Annotated in this window: 17 protein-coding genes; 10 read left to right on the top strand and 7 right to left on the bottom strand. The window is 66.3% G+C overall.

Features of this window, described 5'->3' with window-relative positions; translation table 11 throughout:
- Positions 1–60: 60 nt before the first annotated feature.
- On the top strand, positions 61–642 hold the full coding sequence (locus ACI2KI_RS02690) for a hemerythrin domain-containing protein (RefSeq protein WP_404617513.1): 582 nt from the start codon (positions 61–63) through the stop codon (positions 640–642).
- A 42-nt stretch (positions 643–684) separates the two neighbouring features.
- Here ACI2KI_RS02690 and pdeM read toward each other — a convergent pair whose 3' ends face one another.
- Complete coding sequence (pdeM, locus tag ACI2KI_RS02685) at positions 685–1,404, bottom strand: ligase-associated DNA damage response endonuclease PdeM (protein ID WP_404617511.1); 720 nt, start codon at positions 1,402–1,404, stop codon at positions 685–687.
- Positions 1,401–3,863 carry a ligase-associated DNA damage response DEXH box helicase gene (locus tag ACI2KI_RS02680; protein ID WP_404617509.1) on the bottom strand — a complete coding sequence of 821 codons (2,463 nt, stop codon included), beginning with the start codon at positions 3,861–3,863 and terminating at the stop codon, positions 1,401–1,403. Before ACI2KI_RS02680 ends, pdeM begins: the two co-directional genes overlap by 4 nt.
- A gap of 159 nt (positions 3,864–4,022) precedes the next feature.
- Between ACI2KI_RS02680 and ACI2KI_RS02675 the strand changes: the two genes are divergently transcribed.
- The 3 genes from ACI2KI_RS02675 to ACI2KI_RS02665 all read left to right on the top strand — a co-directional run bounded on the left by ACI2KI_RS02675 (position 4,023) and on the right by ACI2KI_RS02665 (position 5,899).
- Complete coding sequence (locus ACI2KI_RS02675) at positions 4,023–5,150, top strand: NAD(P)/FAD-dependent oxidoreductase (protein ID WP_404617507.1); 1,128 nt, start codon at positions 4,023–4,025, stop codon at positions 5,148–5,150.
- A gap of 73 nt (positions 5,151–5,223) precedes the next feature.
- On the top strand, positions 5,224–5,490 hold the full coding sequence (locus tag ACI2KI_RS02670; protein WP_404617505.1) for a SemiSWEET family sugar transporter: 267 nt from the start codon (positions 5,224–5,226) through the stop codon (positions 5,488–5,490).
- Between the two features lie 217 nt (positions 5,491–5,707).
- Positions 5,708–5,899, top strand: a complete 192-nt coding sequence (locus ACI2KI_RS02665) for a DUF3008 family protein (protein ID WP_404617503.1) — start codon at positions 5,708–5,710, stop codon at positions 5,897–5,899.
- A 237-nt stretch (positions 5,900–6,136) separates the two neighbouring features.
- Here the strand turns inward: ACI2KI_RS02665 and ACI2KI_RS02660 are convergent, their stop codons facing one another.
- The 4 genes from ACI2KI_RS02660 to ACI2KI_RS02645 form a co-directional block, all read right to left on the bottom strand.
- Positions 6,137–7,768 carry a cisplatin damage response ATP-dependent DNA ligase gene (locus ACI2KI_RS02660; RefSeq protein WP_404617501.1) on the bottom strand — a complete coding sequence of 544 codons (1,632 nt, stop codon included), beginning with the start codon at positions 7,766–7,768 and terminating at the stop codon, positions 6,137–6,139.
- Positions 7,768–8,787 (bottom strand): ligase-associated DNA damage response exonuclease, encoded by a 1,020-nt coding sequence (locus ACI2KI_RS02655; protein ID WP_404617499.1) that lies wholly within the window; start codon positions 8,785–8,787, stop codon positions 7,768–7,770. The genes ACI2KI_RS02660 and ACI2KI_RS02655 overlap by 1 nt, the downstream gene beginning before the upstream one ends.
- A gap of 425 nt (positions 8,788–9,212) precedes the next feature.
- Positions 9,213–9,983, bottom strand: coding sequence for a type I methionyl aminopeptidase (gene map, locus ACI2KI_RS02650; protein WP_404617497.1), 771 nt, complete (start codon positions 9,981–9,983; stop codon positions 9,213–9,215).
- Positions 9,980–10,192: a ParD-like family protein gene (locus ACI2KI_RS02645; protein WP_292082875.1), complete on the bottom strand. Its 213-nt coding sequence runs from the start codon at positions 10,190–10,192 to the stop codon at positions 9,980–9,982. The genes map and ACI2KI_RS02645 overlap by 4 nt, the downstream gene beginning before the upstream one ends.
- A gap of 266 nt (positions 10,193–10,458) precedes the next feature.
- On the opposite strand from ACI2KI_RS02645, the gene ACI2KI_RS02640 reads away from it, so the two are divergent.
- The 5 genes from ACI2KI_RS02640 to ACI2KI_RS02620 all read left to right on the top strand — a co-directional run bounded on the left by ACI2KI_RS02640 (position 10,459) and on the right by ACI2KI_RS02620 (position 17,742).
- Positions 10,459–11,700, top strand: a complete 1,242-nt coding sequence (locus ACI2KI_RS02640; RefSeq protein WP_404617495.1) for a putative DNA modification/repair radical SAM protein — start codon at positions 10,459–10,461, stop codon at positions 11,698–11,700.
- The gene (locus ACI2KI_RS02635; RefSeq protein WP_404617493.1) at positions 11,700–13,145 is read left to right on the top strand and encodes a UdgX family uracil-DNA binding protein; all 1,446 of its coding nucleotides are present in this window, start codon (positions 11,700–11,702) and stop codon (positions 13,143–13,145) included. The genes ACI2KI_RS02640 and ACI2KI_RS02635 overlap by 1 nt, the downstream gene beginning before the upstream one ends.
- Positions 13,121–13,330 (top strand): hypothetical protein, encoded by a 210-nt coding sequence (locus ACI2KI_RS02630; RefSeq protein ID WP_404617491.1) that lies wholly within the window; start codon positions 13,121–13,123, stop codon positions 13,328–13,330. The genes ACI2KI_RS02635 and ACI2KI_RS02630 overlap by 25 nt, the downstream gene beginning before the upstream one ends.
- A 243-nt stretch (positions 13,331–13,573) precedes the next feature.
- A complete protein-coding gene (locus ACI2KI_RS02625) occupies positions 13,574–16,048 on the top strand; it encodes a TonB-dependent receptor (protein WP_404618917.1) in 2,475 nt (824 codons plus the stop codon).
- Between the two features lie 11 nt (positions 16,049–16,059).
- Positions 16,060–17,742 carry an alkaline phosphatase D family protein gene (locus ACI2KI_RS02620; protein WP_404617489.1) on the top strand — a complete coding sequence of 561 codons (1,683 nt, stop codon included), beginning with the start codon at positions 16,060–16,062 and terminating at the stop codon, positions 17,740–17,742.
- A gap of 328 nt (positions 17,743–18,070) precedes the next feature.
- On the opposite strand, the gene ACI2KI_RS02615 is transcribed toward ACI2KI_RS02620, so the two are convergent.
- Entirely contained in the window at positions 18,071–21,361 is a 3,291-nt protein-coding gene (locus ACI2KI_RS02615; protein ID WP_404617487.1) for an autotransporter domain-containing protein, read from the bottom strand.
- Positions 21,362–21,665: 304 nt separating this feature from the next.
- On the opposite strand from ACI2KI_RS02615, the gene ACI2KI_RS02610 reads away from it, so the two are divergent.
- The gene (locus ACI2KI_RS02610; protein ID WP_404617485.1) at positions 21,666–22,916 is read left to right on the top strand and encodes a glycosyltransferase; all 1,251 of its coding nucleotides are present in this window, start codon (positions 21,666–21,668) and stop codon (positions 22,914–22,916) included.
- Positions 22,917–22,984 lie beyond the last annotated feature (68 nt).

Here is a 22,984-nt window from a genome sequence, read left to right as displayed (position 1 = left end):
AGCGAGCGACGGGCGAAAGCCGGTGGAAAAGAACCGCGGGCGGAAAAGCGGTTGCGGCCTGTGGCGCCCCGGAAGGCCAAGGCTGACGCCGTGGCCAAGGCGCGGGTTGTAGCGCCTGACCTCGCCGCGCGGATCGGCAGCACCCCCGCCACCAAATTCAGGGGGGATCCCGACATCTTCGGTCGGCTGGTCGAGGACCACGATCGCCATCGCGCGCTCCTGGCCATGCTTGAGGAGACGAAGGGTAAGTCTCCTGATCGCGAGCGCCTCTTTGTTGAACTGGTTCATGAACTGAAGGCGCATGCCGCCGCAGAGGAACAGGCGCTCTGGTCCAGCGTGCTGCGAAACCCGGCCACGACGGACTTCGCCCGCCACGCCGTCGCCGAACACAAGGAAATCGATGATCTCCTGGCGGATCTGGCCGCGCGGGACATGGCGTCGCCCGGATGGATCCGCCGTTTCGCCGCCCTGCGCGAAGAATACCTGCACCACATCCGCGAGGAGGAGCAGGAGCAGTTTGTCGCCGCTGAAGAGACGTTGAGCCCTGCAGATCGCCGCTTCATGCGCACCGTCTTCAACAGGCGCAAGCAGGAAGAGAAGGCGGCCGCCGAGGTAGAGAAGAAGTTCCGCCTCAAGGCCTGACGGTAATCTAGGGGGCGTCGCCGCGTGACGTCGGGGAGGCGGTCAGCCGGGCAGCGACCTCTGATCGGGTCGCATCTTGTCAAAGGAGACCGCCGCAACGCGCCGCGCCAGGAGGTAGCCTGTGGGCGGAAGGCGAAAAAGCCCGGAGAAGGCGGGATGGCGCAGGTTGAGTCCGCCGGCATAGGCGCCGAAGGCCGGCAGGATCAGGCGGCTCCCGTCCGACGCGAAGCAGGGGCGGCGAACCGAGCCGGCGGGGCCCTTTACGCGTGCGCAGGGATGCAGGTGTCCCGCGACCTCGGCCTCCACGGGCCCGGGCTTGGGTTCGTGGCGAAGCGAAAGACCCGCGACCTCGAACAGGTCCGCTGTTTCGCCGCCCAGGTCGCCTGCGCCTTCGGGGTCGTGATTGCCGACGACCCAGATCAGCCTGACCCTTTCCGCCAGGGTCCTGAGACGTGCGCGCTCGTCCGAGACGAGACGTGTCGGCGCTCCACGGTCGTGGAGGGTGTCGCCAAGCAGGACGACGGTTCGGGGCAAGAGGGTCGCCACCTCGCGCTCCAGGCGGTTCAGGGTTTCGCGCGTGTCGTAGGGCGGAAGGAGCTGTCCGCGGGCGGCATAGGCGGATCCCTTTTCGAGATGAAGGTCGGCGACCACCAGGGTGCGCTCCGCCGGCAACCAGAGGGCGCCGGACACCCGAAACACCACATCGGTTCCGGCCAGGCGCGTTGCGAAGGCGCCGTCGTCCGCCAGGCTTGAGACGGTCAAGACATGGCCTCGTCAATCAGGGCGGCGTCCTCCAGCATCATGTCTGCGGCGGTGGTCCCAGGCGCACGCTCCTTGCCGATCTCCATCAGCAGGGGCACGGCGAAGGGGGACACATGCTGGAGCCGCTCAAGCCTGATCCGGCCCGAGATGCGGGTGAGAAACTCCCCCAGGCGCGCCAGGTCGAGAAGTCCGCGCGCGGCATCCTCGCGCGCGCAGGACAGGAGCAGATGGTCCGGATCGTGTCGGCGCAAGGCGTCATAGATCAGATCGGCGGAGAAGGTGACCTGCCGTCCGTTCTTCTCATGGCCGGGCATGCGGCGCTCGATCAGGCCGCTGATCAGCGCACATTCCTTGAAGGCGCGTCTCACCATGAAACTCTCGTCCAGCCAGGCTTCGAGATCATCCCCGAGCATGTCCTGCTGGAACAGGGCGTCGAAGTCGAGGCTTTCCATCGGCCGCAGGGACCAGACGCAAAGCGCATAGTCGTTGGCGAGGTAGCCGATCGGCCCGACCCCGGCCCGGTCCAGTCGGCGGGTCACCAGCATGGCCAGGGTGGCGTGGGCCAGCCGGCCCTCGAACGGATAGCAGACCATGTAGTGACGTTTGCCGCGGGTGAAGGTCTCGACCAGGAGATCATCTTCCCCGGGCAGGCTGGAGTGCGACTGCTGGGCGAACAGCCATTCGCAGACGTCGGGCGGCAGCCGGGACCATGACGCCTGGTCGCTGATCATCCGCCGGACACGCTTGGCCAGGAAGGTGGAAAGCGCAAATCTGGAGCCGCCCCAGCTGGGAACCTTGGGCTGTTTCTCGTTCGAGCGGGTGACGATCGCGTCCGTCGCCCGAACCCCCTCGAAACGCCAGATCTCGCCGGCGAAGAGGAAGCTGTCCCCCGGGGTCAGCTGTTCGAAATACCACTCCTCGGCCTGGCCGATCTTGCGCCCGGCGCCGCGTCGGCCCGCTAACCGAATGTTGAGAGTCTGCGCCGTGACGATGACGCCGACATTCATCCGGTGCCGTCGCGCCGTCTCCTCATTGAGGACGCGCCAGCGGCCATCGGGACCGCGTATGATCCTTCGGAAGCGATCATAGTTTCTGAGCGCATAGCCGCCTGTCGACACGAAATCGACGATCTGCTCGAAGGCCTCCCAGGAAAGTCCCGCATAGGGCGCGGCCCGGCGCACCTCCTCATAGAGGTCTGCAAGGTCGAAGGGCTCCGAACAGGCGCAGCCCATGACGTGCTGCGCGAGGACGTCTCTCGCTCCGATCCGGGGCGGATCGCCGTCGAGGGCGTTTTCGGCCACCGCCTCCGCCGCCGCCTGGCACTCCAGCATCTCGAACCGGCTGGCGGGAACCAGGATAGCGCGGGAGGCCTCGTCCAGCCTGTGGTTGGCGCGGCCGATCCTTTGCACCAGCCGCGAGGCGCCCTTGGGCGCCGCAAGCTGGATGACCAGATCAACGGCGCCCCAGTCGATGCCCAGATCCAGCGTCGAGGTGCAGACCACCGCTCTCAGTTCATGGCGCGACATCGCCGCCTCAACCTTGCGGCGTTGCTCGGCTGCAAGGCTGCCGTGATGCAGAGCGATCGGCAGGTTGTCGTCATTGAGCCGCCATAGCTCCTGGAAGGCGAACTCGGCCTGCCAGCGGGTGTTCACGAAGACCAGGGTCGTGCGCGCCGTCTTTAGGGTCTCATAGACCTCCGCCATGGCGTGCCGGGCGGTGTGACCGGCCCAGGGGACCCGGTTCTGCGAAAGCAGAACCTCGAGCCGGGGCGGCGCGCCAGCCTGGCCAAGCACGATGTCGTCGCCTCGGTCCGACAGCCAGCGTCTGACGCGGGCCGGATCGTCCACGGTCGCCGACAGACCGACGCAGCGGACGCCAGGCGCAAAAGTCCTCAGCCGCGCCAGCCCCAACGACAGCAGGTCCCCTCGCTTGGATCCGTGGATGGCGTGGATTTCGTCGATGATCACGCATTCCAGATCCTGGAAATAGTCGCGTGCCCCCTTCCAGGCGCAGAACAGGGCCAGCTGTTCCGGCGTGGTCAGCAGAATGTCCGGGGGGGATGTCCTTTGACGCTGGCGCCGGGCCTGGCCGGTGTCGCCCGTGCGCGACTCCACGAGGATGGGGAGATCCATTTCCCGGACCGGGGTCAGGAGGTTCCGTTCGACATCGACCGCCAGGGCCTTGAGGGGGGAGATGTAGAGGGTGTGAAGGGTCTTGCGGCCCTTGCGCGGGCCGCGTTCGGCGAGTTGCAAGAGGCTCGGCAGGAAGCCGGCGAGGGTCTTGCCGCCGCCTGTCGGCGCCACGAGCAGGACATCGGCGCCGGCTTTCGCTTTCTCGATCATGTCCAACTGATGGGGGCGCAGCGTCCAACCGCGATCCACGAACCAGTCGCAAAAGGGTGCCGGAAGCTGGCGTGTCGGATCCAGGGGAGACGTCGTGATCCGGTGAGGCTTGGCCATGGTTTGAGCAACCCTCGACAGGAGCGCGCGTTCCCAGAAGCGGAGGCGCAGGCTGTGCATGTCGGGGGTTGAATGGCGAGGCTGACCCAGAAGCGCGACCTGAGAAGCGGGCGATCTCTTTGGGCCGACAGCCCATTTACAGCGACGTCGATTCGTCCTTTGAAGCAGGCCATTTCGGTTGATGTCGCCGTCGTCGGCGCCGGGATCAGCGGCGCTCTGATGGCGCATGAGCTATCGCGCGACCACAGGCTGGCCGTCCTTGATCGCAGGGCGCCCCTGATGGGATCGACCATCGCCTCGACAGCGCTCCTGCAATGGGAGATCGATCTTCCACTGGAGGCGCTTGCAAGACGCATAGGCCGACCGAAGGCGCAGCGGGCCTATCTGCGCTCGCGGCGCGCGGTCGACGACCTGAAACAGATCATCGTCCAGGAGGGTATCCGTTGCGGCTACCGCGATCGCGACGCCCTCTATCTTGCGGGCGACGCCTATGGCCGCAGAGCCCTCGAAAGCGAGGCCGCAGCGAGGGCGGAGGCCGGCCTGGAGAGCCGCTTCCTGCCGGCGGTGGAGGTTCTTGATCGGTTCGGGATCGACCGAACCGGCGCTATCCTCAGCGGCGGATCGGCCAGCGCCGATCCTGCTCAACTGACCGCAGGACTTCTGCGGCGCGCCCAGGCCCGGGGCGCAAGGCTCTTCTCACCGGTCGATGTGATCGAAGCCGTGCCGGATCCGGACGGGGTGACACTGCTGACCAGTACGGGTTTCGCTGTACGGGCTTCAGCGGTGGTCTTCTGTTGCGGTTATGAACGTCCCAACGGCGTGACTGCGCCTGACTCCAGAGTGGTCTCGACCTGGGCGCTCGCGTCAAGGCCCGGATTCTCCGGTCCAGCCTGGCTGCGAGACACCCTCGTCTGGGAGGGATCAGACCCCTACCTCTACATGCGCACGAGCAACGACGGGCGATTGATCGTCGGCGGCGAGGATGAGGATTCGCCCACCGCCCACGCCAGCCAAGCGCTTCTGAAACGCAAGACAGCGCGCATCCTTGCCAAGCTTAAACACCTGCTTCCCGAGGTCGTGCTGGAGGTCGACTACGCCTGGGCCGGAGCCTTCGGCGAGAGCGCGACCGGCCTGCCCCATATCGCGCCTGTCCCCGGAATGGCGCACGCCTGGAGCGTCATGGGCTTTGGGGGCAACGGCATCACCTCGTCGGTGATCGCCAGCCAGATCGTGGCGGCCTGGGTGAGGGGCGAGACTGACCCGGACGCGGACCTCTATCGTCCCTGACAGGGAGCCCGCGGGCGTCCGCGGCGTTAGGCCAGATCACTGCGGCCGGACCGGTCGAGTTCGGGACTGACCTATGATCTCCATGGCCGATGTGGTGGGTGTCGCCGCCGCCCTGTGCTCCGTCAGCAGTTTCGCGCCCCAGATCTACAAGATCTGGAAGGAGCGCGGCGCTTCCAGCGTCTCGCTCAAGACCTACGCCCTGACCGTGAGCTGCTTCATTCTATGGGTGTGTTACGGCCTGCTGACCGAGGCATGGCCCGTGACGCTCGCCAACGGCTGCGCCCTTGTCATGGCCAGCGGCGTCTTGCTCATGAAATGGCGCTTTGAACGGAAGGGCTAGGGACGGCCAAACGCACCGGATCGATCGAGGTCGCGCGGCGGCTCGCGGCCTTCTGTTCGGTACAGGACTCTTCGGTCGTTAGGCGGCCGTGGCGCGACCGCGGTCTCGCGTCAGCGCAGTCCCTGAGGAACCCGGGTTTCGGGGGCGGGTTGAACGAAGGCGTCTGACCGGCCTTTCGCTCGATCCGGCGATGACCCGATATCAGGGAGATTTCGACATGCCCGCCAAATCCGCAGCCCAGCAGAAGGCGGCAGGGGCCGCTCTGGCCGCAAAACGGGGCGAAGCGCCGAAAAGCAAGCTTCGGGGCGCTTCGAAGTCGATGGAGGAAAGCATGACCCGCAGGGAGTTGGAGGAAATGGCTTCAACCCCACGCAAGGGCAAGCCGGAGCACACGGGCAAGTCGGCGTGATCCCTGGTTCCTTTGTCCTCTTCGCACACCTGGGAGACGCCTGATGACTCCACTGGATAAACCTGCCGAACGCACCGGCCGCGAGGCCGAAAATGAGAATCTGCGCCCGCCGGACCGGGCCGGACAGCCTCCGCGGCCGGCGACCGAACCCAGGGGCTCCAAAGCCTCCGGGCTATCGACCGAAACTCGGACGGATCCGGGCTCGGGCGAGCCCAATCCTCGACACAGGGACAGTCGCTAGCCGAAGTCAGGGTGCGGGCGAGGGCCATCGAGCATGGCTTCCAGCGTATGCAGCTCGTCCGCCTCCCGGGCCGGCTTGTCCCAGCGGATGCGGCTGATGCGGGGAAATCTCATGGCAACGCCCGACTTGTGGCGTTTGGACCTTTGCAGGCCCTCGAAGGCGACCTCGAGCACCAGCCCGAACTCGCGCGTCGCCGTGACGGAGCGGACGGGGCCGAAACGCTCGACCGTGTGCTCGCGCACGAACCTGTCGAGCTGTTTCAGCTCTTCGTCGGTGAAGCCGAAATAGGCCTTGCCGACGGGAGTGAGCACATGGACGCCGTCGGCGTCCTCAGTCCAGACCCCGAAGGTGTAGTCGGAGTAGAAGCTGGAGCGCTTGCCGTGACCGCGCTGCGCGTACATCAGGACGGCGTCGATCAGACGCGGATCGCGCTTCCACTTGAACCAGGGCCCTCTGGGGCGGCCGGCCTCATAGACGCTGTCGAGCCGCTTCAGCATCAGCCCCTCCGCCGCCCGCGGATCGCCCGGCGGCGGTTCGGCGCGACGAGCCGCCAGGTCTTCCCAGGTCCGGAAGGGAACGAGGGGCGACAGGTCGATGCGGTCTGACCCGATGGCGGCGACGAAGGCCTCCAGCCGCGCCCGGCGATCGGCGAAGGGCAGGGCGCGCAGGTCCTCGCCGTCGGCGGCCAGCAGGTCATAGGCGCGTATGCCCGCCGGATGGCTGACCATCAGCTTGGCGTCGGCGGTCTTGCGGTTCAGCCGCTGTTGCAGGTCGCCGAAGGGGGCGACCCGACCCTCGCGCAGGACCAGCAGTTCGCCGTCGATGGCCCCCTCATAGTCCAATGCGGCGAGGACATCGGGAAAGGCGCCGGACACGTCCTCTCCGGTGCGGCTGTAGAGGCGTTTCACTCCGGCCTCGCTGACCGCCTGGACCCGGATGCCGTCCCATTTCCATTCGGCGGCGTAGGCGGCGGGGTCCAGCCTGGGCAGATCAACGGCCTCGTCGATCGGCTGGGCCAGCATGACGGGACGAAAGCGGCCATGGGCCATGGCCGAGGGACGCTCGGTCTTGCCGTCCAGCCAGGTCAGAAGGTCGGCGTAGGGCGGGCTCTGCGCGTGCCAGACCTCCTGAATGTCCGCGACCTCGACCCCGCCGAAATCCGCCGCCGCCTGCCAGGCCAGCCGCGCCGAGACGCCGACTCGCAAACCGCCCGTCAACAACTTCAGCAAGGCCCAGCGCCCGTCGGCGTCCAAGGCGTCGAGCCAACCTTCCAGCAGGCCTTGGACCTCGCCGCGCTTGGCCGTGTTCAGAGTGTCGATGACCTCGGACAGTTCCGGCTCGCGGTTGGCGCCGTGTCGGGCCGGCCAGATCAGGGCGGCGGTCTCCGCAAGGTCGCCGACATAGTCGTAGGACAGGCGGAAGAGCTCGGGGTCGACCCGCCCCTCGGCGACCTGACGGATGACAGCCGGCTTGGCGGCGGCGAAGGAGAGAGCGCCCGTCAGGGCGGCCAGGGCCCAGCCCCTGTCGGGATCGGGTGCGTCGGCCAGGTGGTCGCGGATCAGCCGCAGCTTGGCGTTGCGCGAGGCGGTAAAGGACAGCCGGTCCAGCAGGGCGGCGAAGGCGCGCATCAGTCGTCGTCCTCGTCTTCATAGCCAACCAGATGCAGGGCGCTCGCCGTCAGTCCCTGCAGTTCGGCCCAGCGGCGCAGGGCGTCGTCGCGGCCGTGGGTGATCCAGATTTCCTGCGGCGACAGTTCGGTCAGGGTGGCGGTCAGCTCGTCCCAGTCGGCGTGGTCGGAGAGGATCAGCGGCAGCTCGACGCCGCGCTGGCGCACCCGCGCCCGGACGCTCATCCAGCCCGAGGCGAAGGCCGTGACGGGATCGGGGAAACGTCGGCTCCAGCGGTCGGCGATGGCGGAGGGCGGAGCGACGACGATGCGCCCGGCGAAGTCGGCCTTTGATCCCGTGGCCGGGGCCAGGGGGCCCAGATCGACGCCGAAATGCTCATACAGCCGGTTCAGCCTTTCCAGGGCGCCGTGGACATAGATTGTCTCGTCATAGCCCGCATCGCGCAGCAGACGGATGACGCGCTGCGCCTTGCCCAGGGCGTAGGCGCCGACCAGATGGGCCCGCTCCGGGAACTGCTGGACCGAGCGCAGCAGCCTTCCGATCTCCTGGGTGTCGGGAGGGTGGCGAAAGACCGGCAGGCCGAACGTCGCCTCGGTGATGAAGACTTCGCTCGGCACGGGCTCGAAGGCGGCGCAGGTGGGATCGCGCCGGCGCTTGTAGTCGCCCGAGGCGGTGACGGTCAGGCCGCCCTGACGGACGGTCGCCTGGGCCGAGCCCAGAACATGTCCGGCCGGGGCCAGGGAGACCTCCACGCCGCCGACCTTGAGCCGCTCGCCATAGGCCAGGGCCTGGGTGCGCCCGGCGAAGTCCGCGCCGTAGCGTTCGCCCATGATGGCCAGGGTTTCGACCGTGGCCAGGACGGCGCCATGTCCCGCGCGGGCGTGATCCGCGTGACCATGGGTGATCACGGCCCGGTCCACCGGGCGCGGCGGGTCGATGTAGAAGTCGCCTCCCGGGCACCACAGGCCGGCGGGGGTGGGCTGAAGGACAGAGGCGAAACCTTGATTGGGCGAGGGCATGCGCTTTCAGGCGTCTCCTGGGGAAGGTCGTCGCCCGGCGGCGGCAAGCGCGCCGTGGGACGGCAAGGGAGAACGCGGCGGGCTCGCCAGCGTTGCGAGGGTCGGGTCGGCGGCCGGGTGGAACGTCGCGAGGGACGAGGACATTAGATCGGCACCCCCTGCGCCGCCCCTGGCCGGGACAGGCGCCACAACGAGGAAGACCCATGTCCGATCGCCTCGCCATGCAGGATCCGCGCAGCCAGTATCCCCGACCGCCCTTTCCCCGTCAGCCCCAGGCTGAACCCGGCCTGGCGGGCCGGATGATCCCGCGGCCCGACCATGGAGAGGACAGCTATGCCGGCCTTCCAGGAAGCCAGCTTCGTCACCGGAGAGGTCTGGGGCGTGACCGGCGGGGCCGGGATCGGCTGACCCAAAGCCCGCCTGATCTAGGCGGCGTGCCGCCCTTCGTCCGGACGAAGGGTCAGGACCCGGACGCCGTCGCGGGTGACGGCGACGGTGTGTTCGAACTGGGCGGAGAGCTTGCCGTCGGCGGTGACGACGGTCCAGCCGTCGTCCAGGGTCTCCACGGTGCGGCGGCCCTGGTTGAGCATGGGCTCGATGGTGAAGACCATGCCTTCGCGCAGCCTCATGCCGGTTCCGGGCTTGCCGAAGTGCAGGACCTGGGGCGCTTCGTGCATCTCGCGGCCTATGCCGTGGCCGCAGAAGTCGCGCACGATGGAATAGCCGTTCTTCGTTGCGTGCCGCTCAATGGCGTGGCCGATGTCGCCCAGCGTGGCGCCGGGACGGACGGTGCGGATCCCCTTCCACATGGCCTCATAGGTGGTCTGGACCAGGCGTCGGGCGGGGCGGGCCACCTCGCCAATGAGATAGGTCTTGCTGGAGTCGGCGATGAAGCCGTCCTTCTCCAGGGTGATGTCCAGATTGATAATGTCGCCGTCGCACAGGATCTCGTCGGCGGACGGCACGCCGTGGCAGACGACCTGGTTGCGCGAACTGTTGAGCACGAAGCCGTAGCCGTACTGGCCCTTGCTGGCAGGTCGAGCTTTCAGTTCATCGACGATGAAGGTCTCGACCAGACTATCGATCTGCAGGGTGCTCATGCCTGCCAGCGTCAGGCCGTCCAGATAGATGAAGACCGAAGCCAGCAGCCGTCCGGCCTCGGCCATCAGTTCGATCTCGGCAGGGGTCTTGGTCATGCGACGGCAGAGCCGGCCAGGTCGGCACAGACGCCTGCCGCCTTGAGTTCGCGCGCCGCCAGTTCCTGAAAGGACAGGCCGGGGTTCAACTCGCCCAGCATGCCGATCCTGATCCAGAAGGCGGCCTGGGCGTTGATGGAGCGACAGGAGGCCTTGCTGGCCCGGCGCAACTGCTCGTGCAGTTCGTCTTCGATATTGACGATGCCCATGGGGATTCTGAATATATGTATCGTATATGAAACATATATTGGCATGTCTTGAAAGGCAAGCGCATGCGGTGATCCGCCTGCGGGCCTCGGCCGCTTCAGACTTCAAACACGCGGTAGGGCTTGTCGCCCAGGTGAGAGCGGCGCGGGTCTGCGAGGGGCTCTGGTCACCGGGATCGGCGTCCTCTGGCAGACGGCTCCATTGGCCTTCTGACCCATGCTTTACAGCCACGCTGTACCTCGTCGAGATTGGAACGTATCATGAACGAATGGCGCGTATCGAACTTCGACGAAAGCTCTCCATCCTGTCCGACGCGGCCAAGTATGACGCCTCGTGCGCATCCTCCGGCGCGCCCAGACGCAACTCCCTCGATGGCAAGGGCGTGGGCTCGACCGAGGGCATGGGCATCTGCCACGCCTATACGCCGGACGGGCGTTGCGTCAGCCTGCTGAAGATACTGCTGACCAACTTCTGCATCTACGATTGCGTCTACTGCATCAATCGATCGTCCTCGAACGTCGAACGGGCGCGGTTCACGGTCGACGAGGTGGTCGACCTGACGCTGGCCTTTTACAAGCGCAACTATATCGAGGGGCTGTTCCTCTCGTCCGGCGTCGTGCGCTCGGGCGACTATACGATGGAGCAACTGGTCGAGGTCGCGCGTCGCCTGCGCGAGGACCATGATTTTCGAGGCTATATCCATCTCAAGCTGATCCCCGAGGCGGACGAACGGCTTGTGGCGCTGGCGGGACGCTACGCCGACCGTCTGTCGGCCAATATCGAGCTGCCGCGCGACGAGGCCCTGGGGCGGCTGGCGCCCGAAAAGGACGCCCGCCTGATCCGCAAGACCATGGGACAGGTCAGGCTGAGGCTGGAAGCGGCCAGGCCCGAAAAGAGGGACCGGGCCCGCCCGCCGGCTTTTGCGCCTGCGGGACAGTCGACCCAGCTGATCGTCGGGGCGGACGGGGCGCCGGACACGGAAATCCTGGACCGCAGCGCCTCTCTCTATGGCGGCTACGGCCTGCGCCGGGTCTATTATTCGGCCTTCAGCCCCATTCCCGACAGCTCCAGCATCCTGCCGCTGTCGAAACCCCCGCTCATGCGCGAGCATCGCCTCTATCAGGCCGACTGGCTGATGCGCTTCTACGGCTTCACCGCCCCCGAGATCGGGGAGGGGGCGTCGGACGGCATGCTGGATCTGGCGGTCGATCCCAAGCTGGCCTGGGCGTTGAAGCGGCGCGATGTCTTCCCCACCGACGTCAATCTGGCGGCCCGCGAAGATCTGTTGCGCGTTCCGGGGCTGGGAGTGAAGGCGGTGGATCGCATCCTGTCGGTCCGGCGCTATCGCACCCTGCGCCTGGAGGACGTGGCGCGTCTGACGCGTTCCATAGACAAGGTGCGCCCCTGGATCGTCGCCCTGGACTGGACACCCGGAGGATTGACGGACGCGGGTGATCTTCGCGCCCGACTGGCGCCGAGCCGCGCGCCGGAACAGTTGAGCCTGTTCTGATGCGCACCATCAGCCTAGAGAACGAGACGGACTTCGTCGGATGGAAGGCGGCCGCGCGCCGGCTGCGCATGGGCGGGGTCGAGCCCGCCAGCGTCCGCTTTGTCACGGCCGGTTCTTTCCAGGGCGGGCTTTTCGACGCTGACGGGGAGGCGAGCGCGATCGCCGTCAGCGACGCCTTCGTCGTCCCTCGAGCCTTCATGGAAACGGCAGGCGACCTGATCCTGCATCGCGCGCCGGATCGGTTCGACCTGATGTACCGGTTGCTGTGGCGGCTGCGGGACGAACCCGATCTGATGCGGGTGGTGTCTGATCCGGATGTCGCCGCAGCGGTCGAGCGTGTGAAGAACGTGCGCCGCGCCAGCCACAAGATGAAGGCCTTCGTCCGTTTTCGTGAGACAAGCGATTCGCAAGGCGACCGCTGGGTCGCCTGGTTCGAGCCGGCGCATCGCGTTCTGGAGAAGACCGCCTCCTTCTTCGCGCGACGCTACAGCACGATGCGGTGGACCATTCTCACGCCGGACGGGACTGCTCACTGGGATGGGAACGGTCTCGTCTTTGGCCCGCCGGGACGACAGGAGGAGGCGCCGCAGGACGACGAGGTCGAGGATTTCTGGCGCACCTACTACGCCTCGACCTTTAATCCGGCACGTCTGCGCACGCGCATGATGCAGTCGGAGATGCCGAAGCGATACTGGAAGAACCTGCCCGAGGCGTCTCTGATTCCCGGACTGGTGGCTTCTGCGGCGACACGCACCGAGGTCATGGTCTCCGAACCCTCGTCCCTTCCCAATGAGAAGTTCCGGCGCCTGCGCCCGCCGACCGTAGATCGGACTGCGACCGATGAGCTTGTCGCCTTGGAACCGGCGGACCTGGAGCGAGGCGTGCAGAACTGCCGTCGCTGCCCCCTTTGGCGGGATGCGACCCAGGGCGTTTGCGGGCAGGGAGCGCGCGAGGCGCGTCTGATGATCGTGGGCGAGCAGCCGGGCGATCATGAAGACCTGGCGGGACAGCCCTTCGTCGGGCCTGCAGGTCAGGTTCTCGACGCCGCCCTGGCTGAAGCGGGCGTCCATCGCGCAGGGGTCTACCTGACCAATGCGGTCAAGCACTTCAAGCATGAGCCGCGCGGCAAGCGCCGCCTGCACAAGACGCCCGGCGCGGGCGAGGTCCAGGCCTGCCGTTGGTGGCTCGATCAGGAACGAAGACTCGTCAAACCGCGGCTCATCCTCGCCATGGGCGCGACCGCGGGCCTGGCGGTCCTGGGACGAAAGCCCTCCATCCTGTCGGAGCGGGGCGCAGTGATTGAAACGTCGGATGGCGCGAGCGTTCTGCTGACGCTCCATCCCGCCTTTGTCTTGCGTGCGCCCGATCCTGAAGCGCGTCGCCGAGCCTATACGACACTCGTCGAAGACCTCAGGATGGCTTGGAAAGAAGCGGAGCTGGCCTGATCCGGTCCGACCTCGGCTGGGCCACGCGCTCGGCCTCGCGGACACAGACCTTCCAGACCCTGGAGGTGTCGCCCGAAGCCGTTGTCTATCGCGCCTTCACCGCGACGGGCCGCGAACTGGACGCCTTCCGTCTGACCAAGGGCGCGAACGGCTTGGCGCGGGTGGACCCCGGCCACGAGCAGTGACCACTCGCGTCGCTTGTCCGCATTGACGGCAGGGGAGGCGTCGGCGAGGGGCGTCTCCCTTGTCTCTTTAAAACTGTTTTGCACCCGGAGTGTTGTTCGCTGAACTGAAGCGCCAGCTTCACTGTGGATTTGCTGAGGCGTCGTGGGTGCGACACCGACGCCCACTACGCCTCCCGGACCTTCAAGGGGGATGCGATGATGAAATCCGTGGCGAACAAGACTGGCCTGCTGACGGGCGCGGCGATGCTGGGTCTGATGGCGGGCGGCGCGGCCCAGGCCCAGAGCGTGGCCCCGGACCATGTCTCGACGGTGGACGACGTCATCGTCACCGCCCAGCTGCGAGCTCAGGACCCGATCGAGGTTCCCTTCGCCCTGACGGCCTATAGCGGTCAGTTCCTAGAGAACCTGGGCGTGCAGGAGTTCGAACAGCTGTCGGCCTTCGTGCCCGGCTTCCTGGTGCAGAACCAGTCGCCGAATAATCCGGGCTTCGTCATGCGGGGCATCACCTCGGACTCGGGCGCGGCCACGGCCGAGCCGCGCGTTTCGGTGTTCCAGGACGGTGTGTCGATCTCCAAGTCGCGCGGTTCCTATGTCGAGTTGTTCGATCTGGAGCGGGTCGAGATCGCCAAGGGACCGCAATCGACCCTCTATGGTCGCGGCGCCCTGATCGGGGCGGTCAATCTGGTGCAGAACCGCGCCCGTCCGGGGCAGTTCGACGCTGAGATGCGCGCCGAGATCGGCGACTACGGCAACCGCTCGGTCGAGGGTTTCGTGAACGCGCCAGTGGGCGAGGATGCGGCCCTGCGTCTGGCCACGCGGATGAAGACCCGCGACGGCTCGGTCGAGAACCTTCTGGGGGGTGAGGACTACAATGGCATAGAGACCAAGGCCTTCCGCCTGTCGGGCGCCTGGACGCCTACAGATAATCTGCGGGCCGACCTGATCGCCAACTATCAGACCGACGCCGCCAGCGGCACCTCGTTCAAGTCCATCGCCTATGATGCGGCCGACCCGACGACGGGTGCGGTTCTGGGCGGGCGGGCGCCCTGGGACGGCGCGGCCCTGACGCCGGGCGCTGCCTTCGACGGCGGAAAGAGCCTGGGTCTGGACCGCGAAGTTTGGGGCGTGACGGGTCTGGTGAAATGGACTCTGACGCCGTCGCTGTCGCTGAACTCGACCACGGCCTATCGCCAGTTTGACTCCTACGAGACCTTCGACGCTGACGGTTTGTCGCTGCCGCTGCTGACGGCGGCGGAGGAGGCCTCAGGCGAGCAATGGAGCCAGGAGTTCCGACTGAACTGGGACAATGGCGGGCGCCTGTCGGGCTTCGTCGGCGCCGGCTGGTTCCGCGAGGAGGGCTATCAGCGCACCCCGACCCAGTTCGACGAGCGCATTGCCCTGGCCCAACTGGCCGGACTGCTGGACGGCTCGCCCACGGCGGTCGGTCACAACACCCTGCCGGTTTCGGCCTATCCGACGGTGGCGCGCCAGTTCCTTCAGGCGACGCTGACGCCGCTGGGCGCCGGGGCCTTGGCCGCGCCGATCGCGGCGAACCTGAAGTCGGCGCACATCGAGATCCCGATCAACAGCGCCGAACTGACCTCCTATGACCTGTTCGCTGATCTGACGTTCAAGGCCACCGACCGGCTCGAGTTCGCGGGCGGGGTTCGCTACACCCGCGACGACAAGACCACGGGCTACGCCAGTTCGGTCGCCAACGGCCGGTCCATCGCCGGGGGTCTGCTGGCGGTGCTGCAGGGCGCGGTCCCGGCAGCCCAGGTTCCGGCCCTGCTGGGCGGTCTAGCCAATCCCAATGCAGTCAACCTGCCTGCCTCGGTCCTGCCGCTCTTTGGCCTGACGGCCCAGCCGACCGCCAACAACGGCGACTTCGTTTATGGGGATCACAAGGACGACGGCTTCACCTGGCGTCTGACCGCCCGCTACGCCTTGTCGGACGACACGAGCGTCTATGCCAACTATGCGCGGGGCCGTCGCCCCGAGGTGCTGAGCGTCAGCGGCCCCTCGGCGCCGCTGGGCGCGCCGACGTTCAAGGTCATTGAGGCGGAGACGGTCGACAGCTTCGAAATCGGCGCCAAGGCGGCGCTGATGGATGGTCGTCTGCGTCTGGACGGCGCGGTCTTCCACTACGCCTATGACAACTTCCAGACCACGGTTCAGGAAGGCACCCGCTTCATCACCACCAATGCGGGCGAGGCCAGCGCCTATGGCTTCGAGGGGCAGGTCTTCTGGGCCGCCGCCGAGAACGTCGATCTGTTCGGCACCTACGGCTACAACCACTCGCGCTTTGAAGCGGGCCTCTATGACGGCAACCGTTTCCGTCTGTCGCCTGACAACATGGCCTCGATTGGCGCAATCTGGCGTCTGCCGGTCGCGGGCGGCATGGTCGAGGTCCAGCCGACCTGGACCTGGCAGTCCAAGGTCTTCTTCGACGACAACAACGACATCCCGGCCCTGCAGACCCAGAACTTCGTCGCTGACCTGGTCCAGGACGAATATCAGGACAGCTATGGCTTGCTGAACCTGCGGGTCCGCTACGCCCCGGCGTCCGGAAACTGGGGCGTGGAGGCCTTCGGCGAAAACCTGCTGGACGAGGAATACATCAAGGACGCGGGCAATACGGGCGATGCGCTCGGCCTGCCGACCTTCATCGCCGGGCGCCCCGCCAGCTACGGCGTGGCCTTCACCGTTCGCTACTGAGGGCCAGACGCATGACCATGAACCGTCGCGGCCTTCTGGGCCTGTTCGGGGCTGGAGCGGCCATCGGCGCGACGCCGGCGATGGCGGAGGCGGCTTCGGTCGCTTTCGCTCACGGCGTCGCCTCAGGCGATCCCGGGACGGACCGGGTGATTCTGTGGACGCGCGTGACGCCGGGGGAGGGCTTCAACGGCCAAATCTCCGTGACCTGGCGCGTTCTGGATGGTGAAGCCGTAGCGGCTTCAGGCCGCTTCGAGACCGGTCCTGAGCGCGACTATACGGTCAAGATTGATGCCGCGGGTCTGCGTCCCGGCCGGGACTATCGTTACGACTTCGTCGTGGGCGAAACGCGTTCGCCGACGGGCCGCACCCGCACCCTGGCGGCCGAGGGCGTGACGCCGGTCAATCTGGCGGTCGTGTCGTGCCAGCTTTATCCGGGCGGCCTGTTTAACGTCTATGAGGCCATCGCCGCCCTGCCGTCGCTGGACGCCGTGGTCCATCTGGGTGACTATATCTACGAATACGGGGCCGAAGCAGACGCCTATGGCATGGTCACGGGCGCCGCGCTGAACCGCATCCCGGAGCCCCTCCACGAGATTGTGACCCTGGCCGACTATCGGAGCCGTCACGCCCAGTACAAGACCGACGCCGACCTGCAGGCCGCCCACGCACGCGCCCCCTTCATCTGCGTGTGGGACGACCATGAGACAGCCAATGACGCCTGGCTGCACGGCGCCGAGAATCACCAGCCTGAGACCGAAGGCGACTTCGCGGTGCGCAAGGCCGCCGCGCTGAAGGCCTACTATGAGTGGATGCCGATCCGCGAGGCGGCGCCGGGGGCGCTGAAGGAGGCCATCTATCGCAGCTTCCATTTCGGTGATGTGGCCAGCCTGATGATGGTTGAGACACGGCTGACGGGTCGAACCGAGGCTCTGGATTACAGCAGGGATCTGACCGTCAAGGAGGGCCCTGACGGCGAACCCGTGCTGGACCTCGATGCTTTCCGGGCCAAGCTCAATGACCCCGCGCGCGATCTGATAGGGTCGGAACAACGCGCCTGGCTGACGCGCGAACTGGCGGCCTCCAAGGCGGCGGGCCGTCCCTGGCAGGTGCTCGGCAATCAGGTCGTGACCGCCCGCGTGGCCGGCCCCGACGTATCGCGCACCATGACGCCGGATCAGATCGAAGGCTTGATGGCGCGCGTGCCGGAGGCTTTCCGCGAGCAGTTCGAGCAGGCCCTCTTCCTGTTCAAGATGGGTTTGCCGTTCAATTTGGACGCCTGGGACGGCTATCCGGCGGGACGCGAGCGCCTCTACGCCGCCTTTGCCGAGGCGGGGGTCCAGCCCATCGTCCTGGCAGGCGACAGCCACGCCTTCTGGGTCAATGAGCTGAAGGATGCGAGCGGCGCCCGTCGCGCGATCGAATTCGGGACCAGCGCTGTCTCCAGCCCCTCGATCGGCGACGCCATCGGCGGCTTCCCGCTAGGGGCCGCGCTCATGCAGGCCAACGACGAGGTCGTCTTCTGCGACCAGTCGGCCAAGGGCTTCATTGTCATGACCTTGACGGCGGACAGGGCGGATGCGGCGTTGATGCGGGTCTCGACCCTCTTGGCCAAGCCGTTCGATGTCGTCCAGCTGAAGCGCTTCAGTCTGGGGCTGGATGGCCGGCTCGCCGAAGAGACGGCCGCTTCGACGTAGGGCGCCCGGCGGAAGCGCGCAGGGGACGGAGGCTCGCTCCAGTCCTTGACGATCAGCTGGTGTCTTCCGAGGCCCCTTGGGGCACAATGGCGCGCGGAATCATGCGTCAGGAGGCTTGCATGTCGATCGGTCGAGCGGGCTTTGAGGTCTATCGCGGGAAGGGCCGCCACGCTCGTCGCGTTCGGATGTCGTCGGGCGGAGTCTTTTTGAACCTCTTCATGGCATGGCTTCGTCAGCGCGGCTGATCGAACCGCGTCGCTGTCGCATCACAAAAAAAGGCCGCCGGGTTCGCCCGGCGGCCTTTTTGCAGTCCGTGATCGGGAGCCGATCAGAACTTGAAGCTGGCTCGCAGCAGCAGGGTGTAGCGGACGTAGTCTTCCAGCAGTTCGGCGTCGCCGGTGATGGAGAGCATGCCCAGATCGTTGCCGACGTTGAGGCGGAAGCCCAGGATGGGGCCGCCGCCCTCGATGCTGGCGGGGTCGAGCGTGAAGGCGTCGCCGCCGGAGGCGAAGCGGGCGATGGTCGAGCCTGCATCGACCGAGAAGTTCTGACGCCAGCCAGCCCGGATTTCGGGGCGGATCCAGCCGTCCTTGCCGAAGCCGTACCCAATGTTCACGGCGGCGACGCCAGAGAACATATGGCCGTCGCGTTCGTCAATCTCGAGGTCGAAGCCGTCCCCGCCGCCCTTTTCAGTGCGAGCGTCTTCGCTCAGCGAGAAGTACTCGCCGTAGATTTCGGGGCGGATGTTCAGGCGACCGAAGTTGCGTTCATACGAGGCCCCGCCGGCAGCGGCCAGAGTAAAGCCGTGCCAGTCGGACTCGTTCTTCAGGTTGATGCCGTCGGCGACCAGCTTGCGGGTCGCGTTGAACGAGGCGTAGCCGCCCGCTGCACGCGCCCATGTCGTCCAGTACTGGCCTTGAGCGCGCCAGTAGAGGCCCAACTCGAGCAGGTTGGCCGACAGGACCTCTTCCGCCGCCGCTTCAGGATCTTCCAGGTCGGAAGACGTGAAAGCTGCCGTGAGGCCGATCGCGCCCATATTGGTGCCGCGCTCGACGCCGCCGGCGACGCCGAAGCCTTCCGAACGGAAGCCGTAGGAGTCGGTCTTGTCCTTGTCGGCGTAGAAGTTGATTTCCTGGACCCAGGCGCTGGTCTCGCCGGGCGCAGCCGAAGCGTTGCGGCCGGTCAGGGCGCGGGTGACGGCATCGACGCCGCTGGCCAGGGAGAGCAGGGGGCCGCCGGAGTGATCGGGCAGCATCTGCTCATAGATGTCGAAGAAGCCGTCCCGGCCCGTCTGGTTCAGGATGGCGTTGCGAATCGCTTCGTTCTGGCCCAGCGCGCCATAGATCGAGTCATAGGCCGCAGCCTCGACGTCGATCATGCCAGCTTCTTCCGCTGTGCGGCGACGCGCATCGATATAGATGTCGCCGGCCGCCAGGTCAGCACCGGCCTTGACCACGAAGGCGTAGGGCGAGTTGGCCTGCACCGCATCGCCGTCAATGGTTCCAACATTCAGCGTGTTGGCGTCGATGATGGTGAAACGCGTCGGATCTTGAAGCAGGGAGTTGAAGCGAACGCCCAGCCCCGCGCCGTTGGCGATATTGGCGACGCCATCAACCTTGAAGCCGCTGCTCGCGCCATTGGCGGGATCAAGGGCGACGATCAGGTCGCCGTCGGCGCCGATATTCAGGTTGCTGATGGTCGTCACGCCGCTCTGACGAGCGTCGAGCGTGCCCTTGGAAATGTCGATATCCAGTTGCCCGTCGGAGTTGGTGATGGCCCCGCGGACGATAGCTCCGCCGGAGATAGACAGGCGGTCAGCGCCGGCGCCGAACGAGATATCGCCCTGGACCAGGCCATTCTGGATGTCCAGGACGTCTGCGCCCGAGCCAAGCTTGATGTCGCCGAAGGTGGTGGGCTCTCGCGAATCCGTCACGCCGTCGCCGTCGGTGTCGGGATCGGAGGTCGTGGCGGTTCCAGCAATGCCTTTCTGGGTGAAGGTGACGCCCGAAGTGTTGGCGCTGACGTCAATGGCCGTCGCCTTGCCGGTGATGGGGCTGCCGTCGGCGTTAGCCGAAACATTGGCCTGGATGGACCGGGTGTTGGTGATGGAGGTCAGGCTGCCGCTGAGATCCGCGATTGCGGTCGTATTGGCCTTGCCGCCGCCCGCCGTGGCCGCGATCGTGCCGTCATTGTTGAGTGAGGCGACGTTGGCGCCGGCTTCGATCTTGATGGCGGTGACCTGATCCGCGTTGGCAGTGGCGGAGGCCGCGCTGATGGTGCCGGTGTTGACCATGGTCGGCGTCGTCGCGCCGGCGGCGAAACGGATGGCGGTGGCGTCAGCCTCGTTGGCCAGAACCGCGATCGAGCCTTCGTTACGAACGCCGCCCTCAATGGAGACCGTCTGACCGCCCGCGACGCCGAACTGGACCGCCGTGGCGGCGACGTCGTCATAGACGCCGATGCCGAAGATCTCGCCGCGATTGACGAAGCCGTAGGCGTTGTTGCCGGTCCCGGCCACGCCGAGCGTCACTGCGTTGTTCGCGGATCCCACAACGACAGCCGGTGCGGCGCCGTACGACGTGATCTTGGCGGCGCCCTCGTTGGCGTCGAGCAAGCCGTCGCCGTCGCGATCCGTGTCCTCGCGGTTCTTAACGCCGTCGCCGTCGTCGTCCTCATCGCCGTTCTTCACGCCGTCGCCGTCATCGTCGCCCTCGATGCCGGCGGCACCATAGCTGGGGCCCACGTCGAAGAGGACGCCCTTAGTGGCGCTGGCCGAGATGCTGACGGCCGGTCCGCCCTGCAGAAGGTCGTCGGCATCGAGGTTCTCGAGGAACAGGACTTCAGCCGGCACCGTACCGGTCGTGGGCTTGCTCTGGGGACGCGTGGTGTAGCGGTAGCCGGTGGAGGTTACGGTCCCTTGAATGTTGAGACGTCCATCGACCGGGCCGTCAACGGCCACGCCGACGGCGTTCTCGCCACGGGCTGTCACGGAGCCCAGGATGTTCACATTGCCGGTGACGGGCCCCGTCACGCTGACGCCGCGCGTATTGTCGCCGGTGACCGAGATGGTGCCGAAGTTGGTGAGATTGCCGATCAGGGGCGCTTCGATGGAAACGCCGTACGAGTTGTTGCCTTCGACGAGGATAGAGCCCGAGGTCTCGACCAGAATGTCTCCGGTCTTGGGGGCGGGGCCCGTAACACGCAGGCCATAGCGGTTGTTGCCTGAGGCGAAAGGACCGTCCGGGTCGCCGTCCTTATCGGTGTCCTTGTATTCGTCGATGTCGTCCGAAATCGAGATCGAGCCGCCGATGGTGATCGGACCGGTCGTACCGCCCTGGGCCAGGATGCCGGTCGCGCCGTCCGCTGCCTTGGCCATCGTGATCGACGAGCCGCTGTCCAGATCGACGCCGTGGCTCGAATCGATGGTCACGGCTGCGCCGCTGGTGACGGCGATCGAACCGCCGCTGGCCAAGCGAATGCTGTCGGGAGTTCCGGCCGCCGTCGCCTTGGAGGTCGTGATCGGCGTGGTGCGTGCGGTCGAGATCACTTCCTCGGCGTGGGCGCCGGCAGCAACCATCAGGGGGGCGATCGCCACTGCGGTCGCGAGTAGAATACGCATTAGTTAGAAACCCCTCGAGGACACACGCGCAAGGACGCCGAACGCCCGTTTAACAGGCTCGACGACACCATGCCCCAAGTTTCTCGAATTTGAGGCGAATGCAAGGCCATGGGTAAAGCGCCCAAGCTGAACGGGGGATGAAAATTCACGTTTCATGGCCGCGCGGACAGGCTGGCTGAAATGGATGCTTGAGCGGAGCAGTTTCCGGCGCTAGGGCCGATTCATGGTGAGTTCCAAACGCGCGCGTCGCATCCAAAGCAGAACCGGTCGCGTTGCGGCGTTAAGTTCCGGAAAGGTCGCTTCCATGAGCGTGACCGACATCGATGTTCAGGAAAGCGAACTACGCCTGTTCCCCGGCCTGGACGAAGAAGTCGCTGAGACGCTGCGCGTTTTGAAGGCGTCGACGTCGGATCCTCGGCCTCGTCTTGTGGACACCACCATGCTGTTTGCGCCCCGTTCAGGGGGAGTGAAGCGATATCTGTTGTCAAAGAAGGCCTGGCTAGAGGCCAATCGGCCGTCGGTGGCGCACACTTTGGTCGTGCCTGGCGCCAAGCACCGCGCCGGCGCAGACGGAATCGTTCAACTGCATGCGGCGAAGCTGCCTTTTGGCGATGGATATCGCTGGCCCAGTTCCGTGCGTCGCTGGGGAGCCTGGGTGGCGTCCATGAATCCTGCGGTGATCGAAGCGGGCGACCCTTACACGCCGGGACAGGGCGCGCTCGAGGCCGGGCAACGCGCCGGTTGCCCGGTTGTCGGCTTCTGCCATTCCGATCCTGCTGGACTCGCCGCGCTGCACTTCGGCGAGTGGGCGAAGAAGCCGGTCGAGAAACGCTGGGCCAAGCTGTTTTCGCAGTTCGATCGAGTCGTATCGCCTAGCCGCTTCATCGCGCGACGGCTGGAGGAGGCGGGAGTTGGGGGCATTGTGATTCGGCCTCTAGGGGTCGAGATCGACACTTTCCGACCGGATCGCCGCGATCGCGAATGGCTGTTGAAGAAATTGGGTCTGGGCGCAGACGCTCGCCTGTTGTGCTTCGCTGGCCGTCCCGCCAAGGAAAAAAACGTCGATGTCCTGATCGACGCCGTTCAACGCCTCGGCGCGCCCTATCATCTGGTGCTGGTGGGCGCCGGCGCCGGCATGCCGCCAGAGGACCGGGTGATTTCTCTGCCCTATGAAAAGGACCCCAAGGCCGTGGCCCGGATCATCGCCAGTTGCGACGCCTTCGTTCACGCCAATGACAAGGAGCCTTTCGGTCTGATCGTGCTGGAGGCCATGGCCTGCGGACGCCCCGTCGTTGGCGTTAACGCCGGCGGCGTGGCTGAGACGGTGGATATGAGCGTGGGGCAATTGGCGCGTTCGGCCGATCCTGCTGACTATGCCGAGGCCATCGAGGCTCTTTTCGCGCGGGACGTAGAGGCCCTCGGCCATGCGGCGCGGGTCAAGACTGTCGAGCAGTTCGCCTGGAACCGCGTCTTTGAAGATCTGTCGATGCTCTACGGCGAACTGAGCGGTCGGCCGGAATTCGTCTTGCCGCAAGAGATCGCGCCGCTGAATTAGCGGCGCAGCGACGGCACGAAACCTGCGATGAGCAGGGCGTTTGTATTTCGATTGAAGAGACGAGGCCC

It is taken from the genome of Brevundimonas sp. NPDC046655, from assembly GCF_044901625.1.
Taxonomy (GTDB): Bacteria; Pseudomonadota; Alphaproteobacteria; order Caulobacterales; family Caulobacteraceae; genus Brevundimonas.
The sequence above is the reverse complement of the archived record's forward strand: the minus strand, read 5'-3'. Positions and strand labels throughout refer to the sequence as shown.